Annotated in this window: 17 protein-coding genes; 5 read left to right on the forward strand and 12 right to left on the reverse strand. The window is 56.8% G+C overall.

Going from position 1 to position 20845, the window contains the following annotated elements:
• Nucleotides 1–126 precede the first annotated feature (126 nt).
• The gene (locus ACMYSO_RS21585; protein WP_434585831.1) at nt 127–564 is read left to right on the forward strand and encodes a YbhQ family protein; all 438 of its coding nucleotides are present in this window, start codon (nt 127–129) and stop codon (nt 562–564) included.
• A gap of 72 nt (nt 565–636) precedes the next feature.
• On the opposite strand, the gene ACMYSO_RS21590 is transcribed toward ACMYSO_RS21585, so the two are convergent.
• Genes ACMYSO_RS21590 through cecR form a run of 5 tightly spaced genes read right to left on the reverse strand, consistent with a single transcriptional unit; the run spans nt 637 to nt 6316 of the window.
• A complete protein-coding gene (locus tag ACMYSO_RS21590) occupies nt 637–1743 on the reverse strand; it encodes an ABC transporter permease (protein ID WP_434585830.1) in 1107 nt (368 codons plus the stop codon).
• 48 nt (nt 1744–1791) lie between these two features.
• Nucleotides 1792–2925 (reverse strand): ABC transporter permease, encoded by a 1134-nt coding sequence (locus tag ACMYSO_RS21595; protein ID WP_174508437.1) that lies wholly within the window; start codon nt 2923–2925, stop codon nt 1792–1794.
• On the reverse strand, nt 2915–4654 hold the full coding sequence (locus tag ACMYSO_RS21600) for an ATP-binding cassette domain-containing protein (protein WP_434667703.1): 1740 nt from the start codon (nt 4652–4654) through the stop codon (nt 2915–2917). Before ACMYSO_RS21600 ends, ACMYSO_RS21595 begins: the two co-directional genes overlap by 11 nt.
• Nucleotides 4647–5642: a secretion protein HlyD gene (gene hlyD / locus ACMYSO_RS21605; protein ID WP_434667706.1), complete on the reverse strand. Its 996-nt coding sequence runs from the start codon at nt 5640–5642 to the stop codon at nt 4647–4649. Before hlyD ends, ACMYSO_RS21600 begins: the two co-directional genes overlap by 8 nt.
• Nucleotides 5639–6316: a transcriptional regulator CecR gene (cecR, locus tag ACMYSO_RS21610; protein WP_434667708.1), complete on the reverse strand. Its 678-nt coding sequence runs from the start codon at nt 6314–6316 to the stop codon at nt 5639–5641. Before cecR ends, hlyD begins: the two co-directional genes overlap by 4 nt.
• A gap of 284 nt (nt 6317–6600) precedes the next feature.
• Between cecR and rhlE the strand changes: the two genes are divergently transcribed.
• The 3 genes from rhlE to ybiB all read left to right on the forward strand — a co-directional run bounded on the left by rhlE (nt 6601) and on the right by ybiB (nt 11381).
• Nucleotides 6601–7998, forward strand: a complete 1398-nt coding sequence (gene rhlE / locus ACMYSO_RS21615; RefSeq protein WP_434667711.1) for an ATP-dependent RNA helicase RhlE — start codon at nt 6601–6603, stop codon at nt 7996–7998.
• Between the two features lie 227 nt (nt 7999–8225).
• Nucleotides 8226–10370 carry an ATP-dependent DNA helicase DinG gene (gene dinG, locus ACMYSO_RS21620; protein WP_434667714.1) on the forward strand — a complete coding sequence of 715 codons (2145 nt, stop codon included), beginning with the start codon at nt 8226–8228 and terminating at the stop codon, nt 10368–10370.
• A 42-nt stretch (nt 10371–10412) separates the two neighbouring features.
• Complete coding sequence (gene ybiB / locus ACMYSO_RS21625) at nt 10413–11381, forward strand: DNA-binding protein YbiB (RefSeq protein ID WP_434667717.1); 969 nt, start codon at nt 10413–10415, stop codon at nt 11379–11381.
• A gap of 128 nt (nt 11382–11509) precedes the next feature.
• Here the strand turns inward: ybiB and ybiJ are convergent, their stop codons facing one another.
• From ybiJ to ACMYSO_RS21655, 6 genes are all read right to left on the reverse strand, one after another.
• On the reverse strand, nt 11510–11770 hold the full coding sequence (ybiJ, locus tag ACMYSO_RS21630) for a DUF1471 family protein YbiJ (protein ID WP_434585822.1): 261 nt from the start codon (nt 11768–11770) through the stop codon (nt 11510–11512).
• 285 nt (nt 11771–12055) lie between these two features.
• The gene (locus ACMYSO_RS21635; protein WP_434667720.1) at nt 12056–12322 is read right to left on the reverse strand and encodes a DksA/TraR family C4-type zinc finger protein; all 267 of its coding nucleotides are present in this window, start codon (nt 12320–12322) and stop codon (nt 12056–12058) included.
• A gap of 852 nt (nt 12323–13174) precedes the next feature.
• Nucleotides 13175–13852, reverse strand: coding sequence for a PKHD-type hydroxylase YbiX (gene ybiX, locus ACMYSO_RS21640; protein ID WP_123756064.1), 678 nt, complete (start codon nt 13850–13852; stop codon nt 13175–13177).
• 45 nt (nt 13853–13897) lie between these two features.
• Complete coding sequence (locus ACMYSO_RS21645) at nt 13898–16186, reverse strand: catecholate siderophore receptor Fiu (RefSeq protein ID WP_434667723.1); 2289 nt, start codon at nt 16184–16186, stop codon at nt 13898–13900.
• 286 nt (nt 16187–16472) lie between these two features.
• Nucleotides 16473–16739, reverse strand: coding sequence for a YdgH/BhsA/McbA-like domain containing protein (locus tag ACMYSO_RS21650; protein ID WP_434667726.1), 267 nt, complete (start codon nt 16737–16739; stop codon nt 16473–16475).
• Nucleotides 16740–16908: 169 nt separating this feature from the next.
• Nucleotides 16909–17523: a flavin reductase family protein gene (locus tag ACMYSO_RS21655; protein ID WP_434667729.1), complete on the reverse strand. Its 615-nt coding sequence runs from the start codon at nt 17521–17523 to the stop codon at nt 16909–16911.
• A gap of 95 nt (nt 17524–17618) precedes the next feature.
• Here ACMYSO_RS21655 and rlmF point away from each other — a divergent pair, with 95 nt between their 5' ends.
• Entirely contained in the window at nt 17619–18533 is a 915-nt protein-coding gene (rlmF, locus tag ACMYSO_RS21660; RefSeq protein ID WP_434667732.1) for a 23S rRNA (adenine(1618)-N(6))-methyltransferase RlmF, read from the forward strand.
• Between the two features lie 50 nt (nt 18534–18583).
• Here the strand turns inward: rlmF and ybiO are convergent, their stop codons facing one another.
• Nucleotides 18584–20806: a mechanosensitive channel protein gene (gene ybiO / locus ACMYSO_RS21665; protein ID WP_434667735.1), complete on the reverse strand. Its 2223-nt coding sequence runs from the start codon at nt 20804–20806 to the stop codon at nt 18584–18586.
• Nucleotides 20807–20845 lie beyond the last annotated feature (39 nt).

Raw genomic sequence — 20845 nt, forward strand, 5'->3', positions numbered from 1 at the left:
TCCAGTCAATGTCACTTTCCTGAATGAAATAGTGTAGTAGGTGTCACAAAAAGATGCGGTGTTACGGAATTTTCCGTAAAGTGCGGTACTCTGAGCTATAGATAAAGATCCTTCAGGAGAGAAGCCATGAAGTGGCAACAACGTGTACGCGTCGCAACTGGACTCAGTTGCTGGCAGATTATGTTGCATCTACTGGTCGTGGCAGTACTGGTGATGGGTTGGATGAGTGGCGTGTTGGTGCACGTCGGATTAGGGCTGTGCGTGCTGTATGGTGTCACGTTACTGTCGATGCTGTTTTTACAGCGTCACCATGATTCACGCTGGCGTGACGTCGGTGACTTCCTTGAGGAGCTCACCACCACCTGGTACTTTGGCGTAGCGGTAATTGTGCTGTGGCTGCTGTCTCGCGTGCTGCATAACAATCTGCTGCTGGCCGTGGCTGGCCTCGCGATTCTGGCAGGCCCGGCGGTGGTATCACTGCTGGCGAAAGATAAAAGCCGCTACCCTAAAGCGTTCGGACTGCATCAGGGTAGCAACCCCGCAAATCCGCATAAACACAGATAGCGGTGTGGCCGGGTTGGTCAGGCTAGCCAACCCAGCCACAGCCTGAACGATGACGGCAAGCCCCTAAAGCGTTCAGGCTATTTTTCTGCGAAACATCGCGTACGCCGCCGAGCCGGTAGTCGCGGCAATCACCAGCAACGGCCACAAACTTCCCCACACAATATCCAGACTCGCATCCTTCAAATAAATCTGCTTGGTAATGTCGGTAAAGTGACGAATCGGGTTTATCCAGGTCACGTCCTGCAACCACTGCGGCATATTCTCCACCGGCGAAACGTAGCCTGAGAGCAAAATCGCCGGCATCATAAAGACGAAGACGCCGATAAAAGCCTGCTGCTGCGTCGAGCACAGGGATGAAATCAACAGCCCAAAGCCCACCAGCGACAATCCGTAAACCACCATCGTAAAGTAGAACAGCATCAGCGATCCGGCGAAGGGGATTTGATAGGCCCAGATGCCGATCGCCAGCACGATGCTGGCCTGAAGGGTGGCGACAATCAGCGCCGGTACCGCTTTACCGACGAAAATTTGCCAGGTGGCCAGCGGCGACACCAGTAGCTGATCGAGGGTACCTTGCTCGCGCTCGCGGGCGACCGACAGCGACGTGACGATCATCACCCCGATAGTGGTGATCATGGCGATCAGCGACGGCACCACGAACCACTTGTAGTCGAGGTTCGGGTTGTACCAGTTGCGGACGATCAGCTCGCTGTTGTTGGGTTTCGCTTTCCCTTCCAGCAACTCCTGCTGATAGTTTTTGACGATCTGCTGCAGATAGTTGGCGGCGATCTGCGCGCTGTTCGAGTTGCGCCCGTCGAGCAGCAGCTGGAGCGGCGCGGTCTGGTTGGTGTCGAGGTTGCGCGAGAAATCCGCCGGGAAGCGGATCAGCAATAACGCTTTTTGCTCATCGATGGTCGGGCGGATCTCCTGCGGGCTTTTCAGCAGCAGCACGTGGGTGAATGCCTTGGCCCGGGCGAAACGCTGGGTCAGTTCTACCGCATGACGACCGTTGTCTTCGTTGTAGATGGCAATGGTGGCGTTAGTGACTTCCAGGGTGGCGGCGAAGGGAAACAGCAGCACCTGAAGCAGGACCGGCATAATCAAAATCGCCCGCGTCTGCGGTTCGCGCAACAGCGATTGCAGTTCTTTGCGGATTAATGTCCATAGGCGATGGAACATAGTCAGTCTCCCTGTAAACGGCCTGTTATTTCAGGTTGGCGCGTCATGTTAATCCAGACGTCGTTTGGTCTTCAGCCACGTCAGGCCGATAAACATCACCGCCGAGGCAATTAAAAACAGCGTGTTCACCAACAGCACTACCGGAATGTTGCCCGCCAGAAACAGGCTCTGCAGTGTGCTGACAAAATAGCGCGCCGGGATCACGTAGGTCACCGCGCGGATCACCGCCGGCATGCTGTCGATCTGGAAAATAAACCCGGAAAGCATAATCGACGGCAGAAAGGCAGCGTTGAGCGCCACCTGCGCGGCGTTAAACTGGTTGCGGGTGATGGTCGAAATTAACAGCCCCATTCCCAGCGTGCTGAGTAAAAACAGGCTGGTTATCAAAAACAGGATCACCAGCGAACCACGAAACGGTACGCCGAGAATAAAGACCGCCACCAGCATGCACAGCAGCATTGCCAGCATGCCAAGGAAATAGTAGGGGATCAGCTTACATAACAGCAGTTCGGCGCGGGTGATCTCGGTCGACAGCAGCGCCTCCATAGTGCCGCGCTCCCATTCGCGAGCCACCACCAGCGAGGTCAGAATGGCACCGACCACCGTCATAATGATGGTAATCGCCCCGGGAATAATAAAGTGCTGGCTAATGGCGGCCGGGTTGAACCAGTAGCGCATCTGGACATCAATCAGTGGTTCGAAGGTTTCCCCGCGATCCTCCGCCCGCTGCTGCTGCCAGATTTGCCAGATGCCCTCGATGTAGCCCTGGGCAAAGTTGGCAGTATTGGGCTCGCTGCCGTCGGTAATGAGCTGAATCGGGGCATCGTCGCCGGGGCGCGCCATCTTCTGGTCAAAATCGACCGGGATAACCACCAGACCACGAATTTTCCCCGCCTGCATCAACTGAATTAACTGCTGACGATTGTCGCTGACCGTGGCGTCAATATAGGGCGAGCCGGTCATGGTATGCACGAAGTCCAGCGCCTCTTCGCTGCGCTGCTCCAGCAGAACGCCGACTTTCAGCTTGCTGGAGTCGAGGTTAATACCGTAGCCAAAAATAAACAGCAGCAGCAGGGGGATGACCACCGCAATCAGCCAACTGCTGGGGTCGCGGATAATCTGTCGCGTCTCTTTGACACACAGGGCGCGGACGCGTCGCCATGACAGGATCTTAGCGCTCACGGGCATGCTCCTTATCCCAGTCGTGAATCAGGGTGATAAACGCCTGTTCCATGGTGGGATCGGGCTGTTCATCGTTCGCCGCCAGCGCCTTCAGGGCATCCGGCGTGCCGCTGGCGATCAGTTTGCCGTGGTACACCAGGCCAATGCGATCGCAATACTCGGCCTCGTCCATAAAGTGGGTGGTGACCATCACCGTGACCCCCTTATCCACCATGCTATTAATATGCAGCCAGAATTCACGGCGGGTGAGGGGGTCAACGCCGGATGTCGGCTCATCAAGAAACAGAATATCCGGCTCATGCATCAGCGAGCAGGCCAGCGCCAGACGCTGCTTATAACCGAGCGGCAGCTCATCGGCGGCATGGCTGGCGATGCTTTGAAGGCCAAAGGCGTCGCTCATGCGGGCGATTTTCTCGTTCTGCGCCCGGCCACGCAGGCCGTATACGCCGGAGAAGAAGCGTAGGTTTTGCTCCACGGTCAGGTTGCCGTACAGCGAAAACTTCTGCGCCATATAGCCCAGGTGCTGGCGCGCCTTGCCGGATCCGACTTTCAGATCCATGCCCAGCACCAGCGACTTGCCTGAGGTCGGCACCAGCAGGCCGCACATCATCTTGAAGGTGGTGGATTTCCCGGCGCCGTTGGGGCCGAGCAGGCCGAAAATTTCCCCGCGCTTAACGCTGAAATCGACGTGGTCGGTGGCGGCAAAGTCGCCAAATTTTTTGGTCAGGCTTTGGGCTTCGATAACCGTTTCATCGTGGTTTCCCTCGACACGATGGATTATCTCGCCCAGCGGTGATTCGGCGGTGGCGGCGCCGCCCAGCAGGTCGATAAAAGCATCTTCAAAGCGTGGGGTGGTTTCGGCTATTTCCAGCGCAGGCATCTGGCTGTTGTGCTGCACCTCGTCAATGGTGGCCTCTTTTTTGAGGATCAGCCGGACTGATTTCCCCTGGATTACGCCATCGCTGATCTGCGGCAGCTTCAGCGCGCGCTGCAGCAGGCGACGGTTGTTCTCCTCGCGGCTGGAGACCAGGAAGCTGCGCCCGGCCATGGTCTGGGTCAAGGCTTTCGGCTCGCCCTGGTACAGTAGCTGGCCTTCGTTCATCAGCAGCACGTCGCGGCACTGCTCCGCTTCATCAAGGTAGGAGGTGCTCCAGAGGATCAGCATCCCGTCCCCCGCCAGTTCGTGCACCATTTGCCACAGCTCACGGCGCGAGATCGGGTCAACGCCAACGCCAGGCTCATCGAGCAGCAGCACTTTCGGCTCGCCCACCAGGGTGCAGGCGAGGCCCAGTTTCTGTTTCATCCCGCCGGACAGCTTCCCCGCCAGCCGGTCGGTAAAGGGGCCGAGGGAGGTAAACTCCAGCAGCCGGGCGAAGGTCTGTTTGCGCGCCTCTCCGGTGACGCTGCGCAGATCGGCATACAGCGTGAGGTTTTCCATTACCGTCAGGTCTTCATACAGGCCGAATTTCTGCGGCATGTAGCCGAGGATCGCGTGCAGCGCGCTGTCGTCGGCAATCGGATCGAAACCGAGCACTCTGGCGCTGCCGTCGTCGGCCTTCAATAGCCCAGCCAGCATGCGCATCAGGGTGGTTTTCCCCGCGCCGTCAGGGCCGACCAGCCCGGTCACGTAACCGGCGTGGATGGTGCAGTTAAGCGGCGCCACGGCGGGGCGGTCCATGCCAGTAAAGCGGCGGGTCAGCCCGCTGAGGGTGATGACATCCTCATTCATGTCCGTTCCCGTTGCTGAAGGTGATGGTAACCGGCATCCCCTGGCGCAGCGAATCATCGGCATCGGTCACGATAATACGCAGACGATAGACGAGGTCGGTACGTAAATCCGGCGTCTCTACGGTCTTCGGCGTAAATTCAGCCGTCGGTGAGACGAAGCCGATTTTGCCGTGCCAGGGCTGGTTCGGGCGGCTATCGGTATACAGCAGCACTTCACGACCGGGCGTTGCCTGACCGAGATTTTGTTCATCGATGTAGGCGCGAACCCACACCGGATGGGTCAACGACAGCGTCATGACCGTGCCGCCGGCGCTAAGCATGCTGCCCGGCTCGACGGCGCGGGTCATCAGCATGCCATCGGACGGGGCGACTAACGTCGTATCGTGCAGATCAAGTTTCGCCTGCGCTAAAGCGGCCTGCGCTTGTTCAAGGCTGGCTTTGGCCTGGGCAATTTCCTGCGGGCGGTTACCGGCGCGATACTGACGCAGTTTGTCCTGGGCGGACTTCAGCGTCGCCTGCGCCTGGTCACGGGAGGAACGCGCGTTTTCAAGATCGTTCACCGAGATAGCGCTGTTCTGGCGCAACCCCAGCTGGCGCTGATAGAAGTTCTGCGCGTAGTCATAGGCGGCCTGCGCCTGTTTAACCGCGGCGGCGGCCTGGGCTATCTCTTCCGCCCGGTAGCCTGCCATCATCAGGTCGTATTGCGCCTGGGCGGTGGAGACATTGGCCTGAGCCTGCTGTAAGGCGTTTTCATAAGGGGCGCGATCCAATTGGCCTAACGTCTGCCCGGCCTGAATCTTATCGCCCTCATCAACGTTCAGCGATGCCAATCGCCCGCCGACGCGGAAGCTCATGTTGACGGTCCGAATATCGACGTTGCCATACAGGGTCAGCTCCCGATGCTGACTGCTTTGATACCACCACCAGCCGCCGCCGAATGCGGCGATCAGCAGCAAAACTACCAACACGATAACGACGGGTTTTTTCATGATCCCAGACTCCTTTGCGATAACCCTTGCAGAACAAAATCAATATGGCAGGCGACAACCTGATAAATTTGCTCGGTTTTTTCTTCGTCGAACTGCACCCATCCGGTGCGCAGCAAAATGGTTTCCCGTCCGAGACGGAACGCGAGAATCTCCCCCAACAGCGCGTGGGTGTGCAGAATCATTTGTGTGTCATCGGCGTCCAGACCAGTAAACGCGGCGATTAAGCGGGTCAGGTAGCGGTGAAGTGGGGCGATCACCTGGCTGTGGATCAGCTGATAGGCCGGGGTTGGCGAGAGCTGCTCGCGAGAGATGAATTTGCTGAGATTCACCGTGTCGTCCTGGGTCAGCAGTAAAATCATGTTCTGGCAGGCGCGTAGGATCAGCCCGCGAATGGCGGCCTTATCCGGTGATGGGGTATTCAGCAGCGCTTCTGCCGCGTCGGCATGAGGATGAAAATTATGGCTGATGAAATCGGCAATCCACTGCGCGCAGGCGAGATACAGGTCATCTTTCGAGCCGAAATAGTAGGGGATCGCGGCGATATTTTGCCCGGCCAGCGCGGCAATATCACGAGTGGTGGCATGCTGGCCGTATTCACCAAACTGGGCGATCGCGGCGGCAATCAGCTGGCTTTTGGCTTGTTCGCCTTTGGTGGTTGCAGGTGTCGTATTCATCGCGGCATCAAAGAATTAATCAATCGATTGATTAAGAGTATATCCGGTTCGCGGAACTGTCCAGAATGGTGAATACTCTCAATGAACTTCTGTGACATCCGACGTTGCCAGGCAGGGGTGACGAGGATTATCCGGCGGAAAAACCCCGAGGGGATATTTTATGCGCTACGTCACAAAACCTGCTAGACTGCGCCCCTTCATGGCATTGTGGTTTTTGCCATCTCTTTTGCAATAATCTCCCCGAAAACTACGCCTGTCATGGGCCGGGGCGGTTTGGAGTTGTTATGTCTTTTGATTCCCTTGGCCTGAACCCTGATATCCTGCGCGCCGTCGCCGAACAAGGTTACCTTGAGCCAACCCCGATTCAGCAGCAGGCGATCCCTGCGGTGTTGCAGGGTCGCGATCTGATGGCCAGCGCCCAGACCGGCACCGGCAAAACGGCGGGCTTTACGCTGCCGCTGCTGCAGCATCTGATCCAGAAAGAGCCGCATGCTAAAGGCCGTCGCCCGGTGCGTGCGCTGATCCTCACGCCAACCCGTGAGCTGGCTGCCCAGATCGGCGAAAACGTACGCGACTACAGCAAGTACCTGAACATCCGTTCGCTGGTGGTCTTCGGCGGCGTGAGCATTAACCCGCAGATGATGAAACTGCGCAGCGGCGTTGATGTGCTGGTGGCGACTCCTGGGCGTTTGCTGGATCTTGAGCACCAGAATGCTGTCAGCCTCGATAAGGTTGAAGTGCTGGTACTGGACGAAGCCGACCGCATGCTGGACATGGGCTTTATCCACGATATTCGTCGCGTACTGGCGAAGCTGCCGGCCAAACGGCAGAACCTGCTGTTCTCCGCCACCTTCTCTGACGATATTAAGGCTCTGGCGGAAAAGCTGCTGCATAACCCGCTGGAGATCGAAGTGGCTCGCCGTAACACCGCTTCCGAGCAGGTGACGCAGCACGTGCATTTCGTTGATAAGAAGCGCAAGCGGGAACTGCTGTCACAGATGATCGGCGAAGGTAACTGGCAGCAAGTGCTGGTCTTCACCCGCACCAAGCACGGCGCCAACCATCTGGCCGAGCAACTGAATAAAGACGGCATTCGCAGCGCAGCCATTCATGGTAACAAGAGCCAGGGCGCCCGTACCCGTGCCTTAGCCGACTTTAAATCCGGCAGCATTCGCGTGCTGGTGGCTACCGATATCGCCGCGCGCGGTCTGGATATCGAAGAGCTGCCGCACGTGGTGAACTACGAGCTGCCAAACGTACCGGAAGACTATGTTCACCGTATCGGTCGTACCGGTCGTGCTGCCGCCACCGGCGAAGCGCTGTCGCTGGTCTGCGTCGACGAGCATAAGCTGCTGCATGACATCGAACGTCTGCTGAAAAAAGAGATCCCCCGTATCGCGGTTGCGGGCTATGCGCCGGATCCGTCGATCAAAGCCGAGCCGATTCAGAACGGTCGCCAGCAACGTGGCGGCGGTGGTCGTGGTCAGGGCCAGGGCCGCGGTGGTCAGGGCCAGGGGCGTAGCGCTCAGGGTCAGGGCCGCAGCCAGCAGTCTGCTCCACGTCGTCAGGATGGCGAGGCGCCGAAAGCCGGGGCTAAGCCTTCTCGTCGTATCGGTGATGCGAAGCCGACCGGCGAGCAGCAGCGTCGCCGTCGTCCGCGTAAACCCGCGGCGGCTGAGTAACGGCACCTCCCGCAGTTTACTTCATCGGGTCGTTGCCTGGTGAAGTAAACGTCCCCTGGATGGTGGCAATTACGCCGTCATCCAGGGCGTTTTCCTGCTTGCCCTGCGACTCGCGCTCGGGCGTTGTCAAATCCCGAGCCTCATTCCACATTACGCAGAAAGAAATTCCTCCCGGCAGGCAAAAAGTGTCACAATAGTGGCTGTTTATACAGTATTCAGGTTTTCTCATGGCTTTGACCACTGCGCTAAAAACGCAAATCGCCGCCTGGTATAAGGCGCTTCAGGAACAGATTCCGGACTTTATTCCCCGTCCACCGCAGCGGCAGATGATTGCTGATGTGGCGAAAACGCTCACCGGGGAAGAAGGGCGACACCTGGCAATTGAAGCCCCCACCGGCGTCGGGAAAACCCTGTCTTATCTGATCCCCGGGATTGCTATCGCACGCGAGGAGCAGAAAACGCTGGTGGTGAGTACCGCCAACGTGGCGCTGCAGGATCAGATTTACAGCAAAGATCTGCCGCTACTGCGCAAAATCATCCCCGACCTGCGTTTTACCGCCGCTTTTGGGCGCGGTCGCTACGTGTGTCCGCGTAACCTGACTGCGCTGGCCAGCACCGAGCCCACGCAGCAGGACCTGCTGGCGTTTCTGGATGACGACCTGACGCCGAAGAATCAGGCCGAGCAGGTGCTGTGCGCTACGCTGAAAAGCGATCTCGACAGCTACCGGTGGGACGGCCTGCGCGATCATACCGATAAACCCGTCGACGATGCGCTGTGGAGCCGTCTGAGCACTGATAAAGCCAGCTGCCTGAACCGCAACTGTCACTACTATCGCGAATGTCCATTTTTCGTCGCCCGGCGTGAAATCCAGGAGGCGGAAGTGGTGGTGGCTAACCATGCGCTGGTGATGGCGGCGATGGAGAGCGAAGCGGTGCTGCCGGAACCGAAAAACCTGCTGCTGGTGCTTGATGAAGGCCATCATCTCCCGGACGTCGCCCGCGATGCGCTGGAGATGAGCGCCGAGATGACGGCCCCTTGGTACCGGCTGCAGCTGGACCTGTTCAGCAAGCTGGTGGCGACCTGCATGGAGCAGTTCCGCCCTAAAACCACGCCGCCGCTGGCGAACCCCGAGCGTCTGACCAGCCACTGTGAAGAGCTGTATGAGCTGATCGCCTCGCTGAATAACATTCTTTCTCTGTATCTGCCCGCCGCTCAGGAAGCCGAGCATCGCTTCCCGATGGGCGAGCTGCCGCAGGAGGTGATGGACATTTGCCAGCGGCTGGCAAAACTCACCGAAATGCTGCGCGGGCTGGCAGAGCTGTTCCTTAACGATCTTGGTGAGAAAACCGGCAGCCACGATGTGGTCCGTCTGCACCGGGTACTGCTGCAGATGAACCGCGCGCTGGGGATGTTCGAAAGCCAGAGCAAGCTGTGGCGGCTGGCATCGCTGGCCCAATCTTCCGGTGCGCCGGTGACAAAATGGGTCACGCGCGATATGCGTGACGGGCAGGCGCATATCTGGTTCCACTGCGTCGGCATTCGCGTCAGCGATCAGCTCGAAAGATTGTTGTGGCGCAGCGTGCCGCATATTGTCGTCACCTCCGCGACGCTGCGCTCGTTGAACAGTTTTTCACGTCTGCAGGAGATGAGCGGGCTGAAGGAGAAAGCGGGCGACCGTTTTGTGGCGCTGGATTCCCCCTTCAACCACGTCGAGCAGGGCAAAATCATTATCCCGCAGATGCACTACGAGCCGCTGATCGATACCGAAGAGCAGCATATCGCCGAAATGGCGGCCTATTTCCGTGAGCAGGTCGAGAGTAAAAAACATCTCGGGATGCTGGTGCTGTTTGCCAGCGGCCGGGCGATGCAACGTTTTCTGGAGCACGTCACCGACCTGCGTTTACTCCTGTTGGTACAGGGCGATAAACCGCGTTACCGGCTGGTGGAACTGCACCGCAAGCGGGTTGAAGGTGGCGAACGCAGCGTGCTGGTGGGGCTTCAGTCCTTTGCCGAAGGGCTGGATCTTAAAGGTGAGTTGCTCAGCCAGGTACATATTCATAAAATCGCGTTTCCGCCGATCGACAGTCCGGTGGTGATTACCGAAGGGGAATGGCTCAAAAGCCTGAATCGCTACCCGTTCGAGGTGCAAAGTCTGCCCAGCGCCTCTTTCAATCTGATTCAGCAGGTCGGCCGCCTTATCCGCAGTCATAGCTGCTGGGGCGAAGTGGTGATTTATGACAAGCGTCTGTTGACCAAAAATTATGGTAAGCGTCTACTGAATGCATTACCCGTTTTTCCAATAGAACAGCCTGCCGTCCCTGAGGTTACCGGCAAAACGAAAGCCAAACAGACCCGCCGTAAACGGCGATAATAATGCGATGTCGGCGATGTGAGCAGCTAACAGGAGTCTTCGATGGACTACAGCAAGATCATTAAAGAAGTCGGGCGCGGGAAAAATCACGCGCGTGACCTGGATGTGGATACTGCCCGCGCGCTTTACTCGCGAATGCTCGACGGCGACGTAGCCGAGCTGGAGCTGGGCGGGATTTTAATCGCCCTGCGCATTAAAGGCGAAGGCGAAGCGGAAATGAAAGGCTTCTATGAAGCCATGCAGCAGAAGACCTTGCGTCTGACGCCACCCGTCGCCAGGCCGATGCCGATCGTGATCCCCAGCTATAACGGCGCGCGTAAACAGGCCAACCTGACGCCGCTGCTGGCGGTGCTGCTGCATAAGCTCGGCTTCCCGGTGGTGGTTCATGGCGTCAGCCACGATCCAACCCGGGTACTGACCGAAACGATTTTTGAGCTGATGGGTATCCCGGCAACGAGACATGCCGGCCAGGCGCAGGCCCGGCTGGACAGCCACGAGCCGGTCTATATTCCGGTCGGCGCATTCTGCCCACCGCTGGAAAAGCAACTTGCCCTGCGCTGGCGGATGGGGGTGCGTAACAGTGCGCATACTCTGGCGAAACTGGCGACGCCGTTTGCCGAAGATGCTGCGCTGCGTCTGTCGAGCGTCTCGCATCCGGAGTATGTCGGCCGGGTTGCCGCCTTTTTTGCCGAGACCGGCGGCCGGGCGTTATTGATGCACGGCACGGAGGGTGAAGTGTATGCCAACCCGCAGCGTTGTCCGCAGATTAGCCTGATCGCGGGGGCGCAAGCGCAGGTATTGTATGAACGGCAAACTGAGGCCGCGGATGCGCCTGTGGTACTTCCGGAATCGAAAGATCCGTTGGTGACCGCTCGCTGGATCGAGCGCTGCATGGCAGGGAGCGAACCGCTGCCGCCGTCGCTGCGTATTCAGCTGGCATGCTGCCTGGTTGCGACTGGCGAATCGGCCACGCTTGAGCAGGGGCTGGCGAAAGTCGCAGAGCACTGGTAGCTCGCGGGTCTCTTGTTGGTCGCTTGCGGATAGCACGCAAAAAAAAGCCCGTCCGGTGGCACGGACGGGCAAACAAGGGTATTTCAAGGGTTTTTCAGGGGGTAATACTGTATGACTGTGCGTCGCGCTTATTTATAGATAACCGCGGTACCGCTCAATTTGTTGTTGCTGTTCGCAGAAGTGATGCTGTAGCCGGTTGCGCCAGCAGCACTTGCTTTCTCAGCCAGTTTTGCTTCCAGACCGTCCAGCGTCGTTGCGCCTTCCGCAGAAACAACACCGATTTTGTTCATGCTTTCAGCCTGAGCCGACGTTACCGGCTGAGCGGCAAAAGCGCCAAAGGACAGGGCAGACAGAGCAATAGCAGCGGCAGCATATTTAATGGTTTTCATAGTCAATCTCTCGCAGGTTATTTTGTTAAGGGGACGATGTTCCGTCGATGTGATAAGTATCACGTTTTTTTGCGAGATATAAAATCGAAGGAAATTAACAGTCTCCATCAAATTTTTTGAATCATTATTAATTTATTGAATATTAATAAATTATTTTCCACGACAGTCACCGCAAAGGCGATAGCGGCGTGAAGAAACTTTGAAGGGCACAGATTGCTACTTTATTCGCCAAAAAACGTGCGCGAAAAGATAACGCCTTCTGCGGTAATGAACGGTAAAGGAGAGTCAGCGAAGCTGGCTGTCCTTGGATCCTCTGCGATTATATCCTGAAAATGTATTGTTATGTAAATCTTTATCCTGTTGGCACTTCACGCAGAATCTGACCCCCGGGATCGCCTTACGGCGGGCCTCCGGAATCGGCTCTCCGCATTCATCACAAAATTTGTGGCTCTCGCCGCTGGGAAGCGCATTTCTCGCCCGCGCGACCGCATCGTCGATGGTACTGTCGATTTGATCCTGTACTGCGCCGTCGTTTGTCCAGCCTGATGCCATGCTGTACCTCCACACTATGTTGCTTATGTACAGTATATACCCTGCAGTATTCCTGGCGTTATCACGCTGACCCTGAGTTGACTGATTAAACACCTCTGTTCAGGGTTAGGATAATCTCAAGTGAACTGTTTAAAAATACAGTGTTGACAGATGATTAATAACGAGTAGATTGACCTTATCACCGGTGTGGAATCAAGTCAGAAGTTTATTAACCGGTGATTTAGTAGGTTAAGTAAGTTAGATGCGATAAAGGCCACGAAGTATTTTTGTTTGGGTTCTTGTGCATTGAGCAAAAAGTTCAGGCTCGTGTGAAGAGGATTTAAGGCCGCGTAGTAAAGCTCTACAATCGCATAATGTGGACGATGGCGCGATGATGTAAGGTCTTGTTGTTGAATGTTATTTCGCAGTCCGATAGGTAACAGGCACGACATCGGAAAAACAGCGAAGATAGTAAGGCAACGCATCAAAGAGTATATATCGCGCGGGCGATGTACTTGTTGAGAAATGTCGTAAGGATAATTCTCGATGAAATACACAGGATAGAAGTTGATCTAACAGGATTTCAGGAGGATAGCAGCATCTGAGGTACCGATATATCCTGTAAAACATGTACATCTTAGTAGTAGTATTAAATAATTAAGTTGATTAATTTTGAATATTAATTTGAAAGTATCTTAAAAGCCCCGGTGTTTTATTGCTGGGGCTTTTTCATTTCTACGACTAAAAATTGTTAGTCAATCATGCAACGTGTTGATCATACGGTAAGTTCAACAACGTCTAACACGTCGTTGTCATGCAACCTGCATGATTCAGTCTATAGAACAGTGGGCGCAGAAAAAGTATCAATATGGGTCAGATTTCTGACCATTCCCGCAGCAGGTTGTGATAGAGGTTGAGCAGCGACAGCACTTCGTCACTTTCGCCGTGGCGGCTTTTCAGGGTCTGAATATTGCGATCCAGCTCGAACAGCATGCCGCGCCGTTTGTCGTCGCGAATCATCGACTGTACCCACAGAAAAGAGGCCACGCGCACGCCTTGAGTGACCGGCATGACCGAGTGCAGGCTGCTGGAAGGGTAGAGCACCAGATCGCCGGCCGGCAGTTTGACCGAATGCTGACCGTAGGTGTCGTTAATCACCAGTTCGCCGCCTTCATAGCTTTCCGGGGCGCTCAGGAACAGCGTGGCGGAAAGATCGGTGCGCATCCAGCCGTTCTGGGCGTGGCTGCGTACCGCGCCGTCAACGTGAAAACCGTAGGTTTCACTCTGCTGGTAGCGGTTAAACAGCGGGCTGGAGATCGTTTTCGGCAACGCTGCCGCGAAAAACAGCGCGCTGCGATTTAACGCCGCCAGCACGTGGTTCTGCAGTTCGTCATACAGCGGGCTGCGGGTATCCACCTGCTGGTTTTTCTTCACCTGCGCGCCCTGATCGCCGGTAGTGGCGCGACCGTCTACCCATTCGGCCTGCTGCAAGCGCTGGTTAAACGCGGCAACGTCCTGCGGGCTGAGGACGGCAGGAATATGGTACATCATCTTTGTTTCTCCAGAGAAAACGGGGCGTTAACGCCCCGTATCGGATCAGAAATGCACATTGGCGCTTAGCAGGAACGTGCGCGGCTCGCCCGGGTGATAACGATAGCCGCTCTTGTTGATGGAGGCGACGTAATGGGTATCAAACAGGTTATAGACGTTCAGCTGCAGATCGACGTTACGGTTGATACGATAGCCAACTTTGGCATCGGCCACCCAGTAACCTTCGGTATGGGACGGCGTCCCGACGGCACCATCGCTTCCGCGACGCATGCTGCCAACATAACGTGCGCCTGCGCCAAGCGCAATCGCATCGGTGGCCTGGTACTGGCTCCAGACGGTAAAGGCGTGTTCCGGGGTGTACGGTAACGCGCTGGTACCGTCCTGGGCCACGTTAGCCCCTTCACTGATGCTGGCACGCTGCTGGGTATAGCCGCCGATGACCTGCCAGTCCGGGGTAATATTGCCGGCCAGAGACAGCTCATAGCCTTCTACCCGCTTTTTACCGTACTGCGAGTAAGTACCGTCGTCATTTTGCTCGACTTCATTCTCAATGTCGGTACGGAAAATCGCCGCCGTCAGCAGCAGACGCTTATCTAACAGCTCCCACTTGGTGCCCACTTCGCTGGTTTTTGCTTTTTGCGGCTTGAAGTCAGTGCGGCTGGCGCTGTTGCCGGTACCGCTCTGCGCCAGGGCGAAGTTGTTGCCGCCCGGTGGTTGCTGCGAGATAGCGTAGTTGACGTAGATATTGCCGCTATCGGTCAGATGATACAGCGCCCCGGCTTTCCAGTTAACCAGGTTGCCGCTGGTGGACGTATCGACGGTGGTTACCGGAGTATTTTTCGCCACGCCGGTCGGGCAGGCTATGGCACCACGGCCGGTACCGCCACACAGGCTTGAGCTGTCGTATTTGGTCTGGTAGCTGTCCAGACGGATTCCGCCGTTAATCTCGAAATCACGGGTGATCTGCAGCGTGTCGAAGGCATATACGCCGAAGGTATCCGTCTGCCCGTTGGCATTGGCGCCGCTGGGGTTCAGACCACCCACGGAAACGCCGCTGTTCGGGTGGTAGATGTTCACCGGTGGCGCGGTAATAGGGTAAACCCCATAGTTGACCTGGGTTTCGCGGGTGAACTCGATGCCGGTGCTCACGTCATGCTCCACCGTGCCGGTGTAGAAGTTCGAGGTCAGGTTGGTCTGGTTGGTGACGATTTTATTGCTGACGTCTTTGGTGTTCATGTTGCGCGACCAGGTCCAGGTACCCACGTCATTCGGATCGGGTTGGGTGATGTTGGACGCGCCGCCCATGATGGCGGTCATCAGGTAATCCTGCTTCACGCGTGACCAGCGGGTGGTGTTGCGGATCGTGGTGGTGTCGTTAAGATCGTGCTCGAAGCGCATGGTCACGGTATCGGTAGTGGAGTCGTCGTAATCGGAATCCGTACCGTAGAAATTGCTGGTGGCAACTTTACCGGAGCTGTTGAGGGCGGCGGTACCAGCGGACGGTGCGGAATATCCCGGCAGGCCAATGGTCGGGATGCCGCCGTCAGGCGTATTGTGCTGGGTGACATGCAGATAGTTAAGATACAGGCGCGTCCCGGTGTCGAGGCCAAAGGCGATTGAAGGCGCCACGCCGTAACGCTCATTTTCGACACGATCCCGTCCGGCATCGTGGTTTTTCTCACCCATCAAATTCAGGCGCACGGCGCTGGTGTCGCCAATTTCCTGGTTAATATCCAGTGTACCGCGGCGGGACCAGGCACTACCTGCGCTGACGGAGGCATCAATGCCGGAGGCAAGACGAGGTTGTTTACTGATCATATTGATCGAGCCGGTTGGCGCGCTGCGTCCGTAGTCGGAACCGGACGGGCCTTTGATCACTTCAACCTGCTCGGTATTGAAGGTGTCGCGGGTGACGCTGCCGATATCGCGAATACCGTCAACGTAAATGCTGTTGGAGGTGTCGGCCCCGCGCATGTAGATCGCATCACCGGTCGATGAGTTGCCGTTTTCACCGGCATAGAAGGCCCCGACGCCCGGGACGTTTTTCAGCGCATCGGTCAGGTTAGTGACGCCTTGATCTTTCATCACCTGCTCGGAGACCACCGTAACCGTTCGGGTCGTGTCAACGATCGGGCGGGAAAACTTCGGATCGGCGGATTGTGCCGGGGCATATAACGACGGGGTTTGCGCTTCAACAACTAGCGTTTCGTCGGCATGTTGTTCAGTGCTGTCGGCTGCCAGTACCTGACCTGTTGGAGAAAGGCTGAGACACAGGCCGGTGAAAATTGTCAGCGAGCTAAAGCTACTGAACGGTAGCTGATGTTTTTTATCCATTTTCAATGAGCAACTTATTGTTTTAATTAGTCATTATGACCACTAGCAAAGCAATGCTTCGTGGTGTCCACTGCAGGTGATTTGTTAAAATAACAATGCGTTTGATAATGATTTTGATAACTATTATCAAATGACGGCGAATTTTTATCACTCATTAATAGAAAAATAAACACATTTATTTACATGAACTGCATTTTTCTACATAAATAGAGATACCGAACCGCGGCGGGCCTGTGGGCTATGTCAGGGCCAGCGAGCTAGTCGGGCTGGCCCGTAAACATGAACATTACTTATAGATAATGGCGGTGCCCGACATTTTATTACTGCCGTTGGCAGCGTTGATGCGCCAGGCGACAGCTCCTTGTTCCCGGGCCTTTTCCGCCAGTTTCGCTTCTAAATCATCGAGATTGCTGGCGCCGGAAGCCGATACGCTACCGACCGGGCGTAACGGGCCGCTCTCGTCGCTGACCGACGGTGGGAGCGTCCCGGCATGGGCAATAAAAGAGAGGGTGGCAAAGACGAAGGGGATGAGTAACAGCGGATGTCTTTTCATGAGCATATCCTCATTAACAGCATGGGACATACTTTAAGTTTAGGTCTTTCTGGCAGCAGCGGTGGGATAAATCAGCGAAACCAAAGGTTTTTTTTGGGCATCAGGCTGGCAGAAAAAACTGTTGCCTGACCAGCCGGCCGGGCAACAGAGGATGGAGGTGCTGCAGGCGCTAGCGTGCGTCCGGACGGATCAGATCGAAGCGCAGGCTCTCATCAATCGTGTAGTAGGCGCTCGGCCCACCGGCGCGCAGAATCGGCCGGGCCTTTGCGGTCTGATAAATGCCATTTTCCAGCAGGGTATCGTCGATATGCACCGCCACGACTTCACCCAGAACCAGCCAGCTATCGACAGCGTCCCCGTCGGCGGTGGTCAGGCGAATGCATTGCGATAGCCGACATTCGAAGTTCACCGGGCTTTCTGCGACCCGAGGTGCGGCGATGAGGCGGCTGGCTGCGGGGGTCAACCCGCCACGGGCAAACTCATCTTCGCTGCGCGGAATGCTGGCCGAGGTCTCGTTCATGGCTTCGGCCAGCTCGCGGGTCGCGAGGTTCCAGACAAATTCTTTGGTTTCGACAATATTCTGTACACTGTCTTTCCATCCGCTGCTGGCAAAGCCAATAATTGGTGGCCGATAGTTAAAGCAGTTAAAGAAGCTGTAGGGAGCAAGGTTGCGTTGCCCGGCGGCGTCCAGAGAAGAAATCCAGCCGATGGGCCGTGGTCCGATAATCGCGTTTAGCGGGTCGTGCGGCAGGCCATGTCCCTGTGAAGGTTGATAGAAATACATAGAACACCCGTAACCGAAGAGTAGATATCCAGACTCCCTTATTTACCGCGCCGCCGTCAACGGGTATCTTACGCGGCTGTTCAAAGGAGATTGCCATGAAAGCCCAGAAACCGGGATTACACCCGCGTAACCGTCACCATCAACGTTATGACTTGCCCGCGCTATGCCAGGCTCACCCTGAGCTGCAAGGCTTTATCACCCTGAATCCCGTGGGCGAGCAGACCATTGATTTTGCCAATCCACTGGCGGTGAAAGCGCTGAATAAGGCCCTACTGGCGCACTTTTACGCGGTGAAACACTGGGATATTCCGGACGGCTTTTTATGCCCGCCGGTGCCGGGAAGGGCGGATTATATCCACCATCTGGCCGACCTGCTGGCGCTGGATAGCGGCACGATCCCCGAGAATGCCAGCATCCTGGACGTCGGGACCGGTGCCAACTTAATCTATCCGTTGATTGGCGTACATGAGTATGGCTGGCGTTTCACCGGTAGCGAGATCAGCCAGGAGGCGCTCTCCAGCGCGCAGGCGATCATCAGCGCTAATCCTGGGCTCAGTCGTCAAATCCGTCTGCGTCGGCAGAAAGAGAGCGGCGCAATCTTTAGCGGAATTATTCATAAAAACGAGACCTTCGAGGCGACGTTATGCAACCCGCCGTTCCACGACTCTGCCGCCAGCGCGCAGGCCGGCGGTGAGCGCAAGCGCCGTAACCTCGGGCTGGGGACGGACAGCGTGTTGAACTTCGGCGGCCAGCAGCAGGAGCTGTGGTGTGAAGGTGGCGAAGTGGCGTTCATTACCCAGATGATCCGTGAAAGCCAGGTCTTTGGTCGCCAGGTAAAATGGTTTACCTCGCTGGTTTCACGTGGCGATAACCTGCCGCCGTTGTACCGTGCACTGACCGACGTTGGGGCGGTGAAGGTGGTGAAAAAAGAGATGGCCCAGGGGCAGAAGCAGAGTCGCTTTATCGCCTGGACCTTTATGGATGAGGCCAAACGTCGCCGTCCACTGTAATACTGGCCTGCGAGCCAGCGACGATGGTCAGCCCAGGCGGGCTGACACTATTACGTTGGCTCTGAGGGCATCGGCGGTGCTCCGGGGGCAGAAATCGCCGCGGGCATCGGCAGCACCTGATAGGTTTGCACTGGTGCGCGAACCCCGGCCAGGTCGAAGTGCTTTTTCACCTGGGTGTCGAGGGCAAAGCGGACCGTCCACTGTTTCAGCGGCAGGGTGGTGAAGGTGACCCGCAGCGTAAACGCCGTATTGCTCAGGCCGACCAGCCCGGCATAGGACGGCTCGCCGATCACCAGCCCACGAATCTCCTCCTGATCCATCACATCCGCTACCGCCGCTTTCAAGGCCTGAGCGGCTTTATCCAAATCTTCCTGTCTGTCGACGTCGTAGTTAGCAACCACCGAACCGATACCGCGTACGAAGTTGGCGAAAGTGGTGATCGAAGACCACGGGATAATATGGTACGCACCGGTATCCTGACGCACACCGACGGAACGAATGGACATTCTCTCCACGGTACCGGTCAACGGACCGATAGTCACCAGATCCCCGGTGTTCATCCCATTCTCAAACTGGATAAAAATGCCGGTGATAATATCTTTCACCAGCGTCTGGGCGCCGAAGGAGATGGCCAGACCCAGCGCGCCGGCACCGGCCAGCAGCGGGGCAATATTGACCCCCACTTCCGACAGCAGGATCATGACCGTAATAGTGCTGATGATGACCGCCAGCGCGTTGCGAAACAGCGTCAACAGCGTACGGGCACGGGCGCCGGGAAGCGGGCGACCGTGAATATCGGAAGCCAGGCGGTTCTCAATCAGGCTGGCAAGCAGCGTCCAGCCGATGGCGGAGAAAAAGAGGATCAGTGCAATGCGGATCAGCACATCCACCGCTTTTTGCCCGGCACCGTGTTGTATCCAGTTCCAGAAATCGAACAGACCCCAGGCGCTCAACAGCAGCATTACAGCGACGCAGACCACCAGGATGCGGGCCGCCTTTAGCGAAACCGAGATCCAGCCGTTGAGGCGTTTTTGCAGTTCCGGATAAAGACGCTGCGTTTGCGCCGACAGGGTGATGGTTTTGGCAATCCAGCGTGACAAAATGCCGGAGAGCAGCGCTGCGGCGCCGATGATAGCCAGGCTGCGCACCGTCGCCCCCATCATAAATTTCAGGCTGTTGCCGGGGTCGAAGAGCGAAAAGAAAAACAGCACGATAAAGTAGGCGCAGGCCAGCCAGTGCCAGACCAGCGCAAACGCGCGGATGAACAGGCTGAAAAAGGCCAGCGAGCGGTCCGCCAGCTGAATAAGCCCCAGGGTAATCATCTTTTTATTGTGGAAAATTAAGTACAGTGCCCACAAGGTGATGCAGAGCATGATGACCACGTTTGCCAATGCCCCAACCTGCACATTGACCTGGTTGGAGATAATCGGCACCGCCACGATCAGACCGTAGCCGATCAGGCTACTGAGCGCGCTCAGGCGCAGGTTCCAGTATTTTGCCCCCTCATCGCTTATCGCAAAGGGCCGAAGTTCCGCTACCCGCGGGCAGAATATCAGCCGCAGTATGGCTTTAAAGAACTCAATCAGGGCGAAAGCGTTGAGAAACAGACTTTGCTGGAAGGCGATGGTCCGGTTACCGCCGTTAAAGCGGTCGCTGAGCATCTGGCCGACAAACAGCGTCAGTGCCAGCAGCAGCAGGTCGAAGATAAACGCCCCAGCGATGGTTGCCGGGAGGTGCAGCCAGTTGCTGCGGTCGTGGTTTTTACGCCGTCCCCACTGGCCCATTTTGCGATACAACGGCAGGGCCGCCAGCCGCACCAGCCACCAGAAGGCAAATACCAGCGAGGCCAGCAGCAGGAAGTAGCTGGCGGCGTTGCGGAAGGTGTCGGCATGGAAAGGTTTGTGGGTCGAGGCGGTGATATTGCGCCACAGTTGCGAGAACCGTGAGGCAAAGCGCTCCCCGTATTCGCGGCTAACCTGAGTGACGTTTTCCAGTACCGTGCGCTCATCGGTCACTTCCGGCGGCGTCAGCGCCGGGGTGCTGGCCGGCGGCGGCGTGGCGGCTGCGGAGCGGAGCTGGTCGATTAGCTCCTTGCGCGCGCGCTCATTTTCCAGCACGTCAGCCAGCGCCGCATAGGCCGCTTTTTTGGTCTCAAGGTCGGGTTCGCTGCTGGCGGGTGATTGTTCAGCGGTGGCCGCCGGAACGCCTGGCAACGTGGCTGCCGACAGCGGAGCGGCAAACAGCGAGGCGAGCAATAACAGGATCCACGGCACGGGAGACTCCTTTCTTCTTCAAAACGATTAAGTATAGAA

This window comes from Klebsiella sp. B345, from assembly GCF_051131735.1.
In the GTDB taxonomy this organism is placed as follows: Bacteria; Pseudomonadota; Gammaproteobacteria; order Enterobacterales; family Enterobacteriaceae; genus Klebsiella.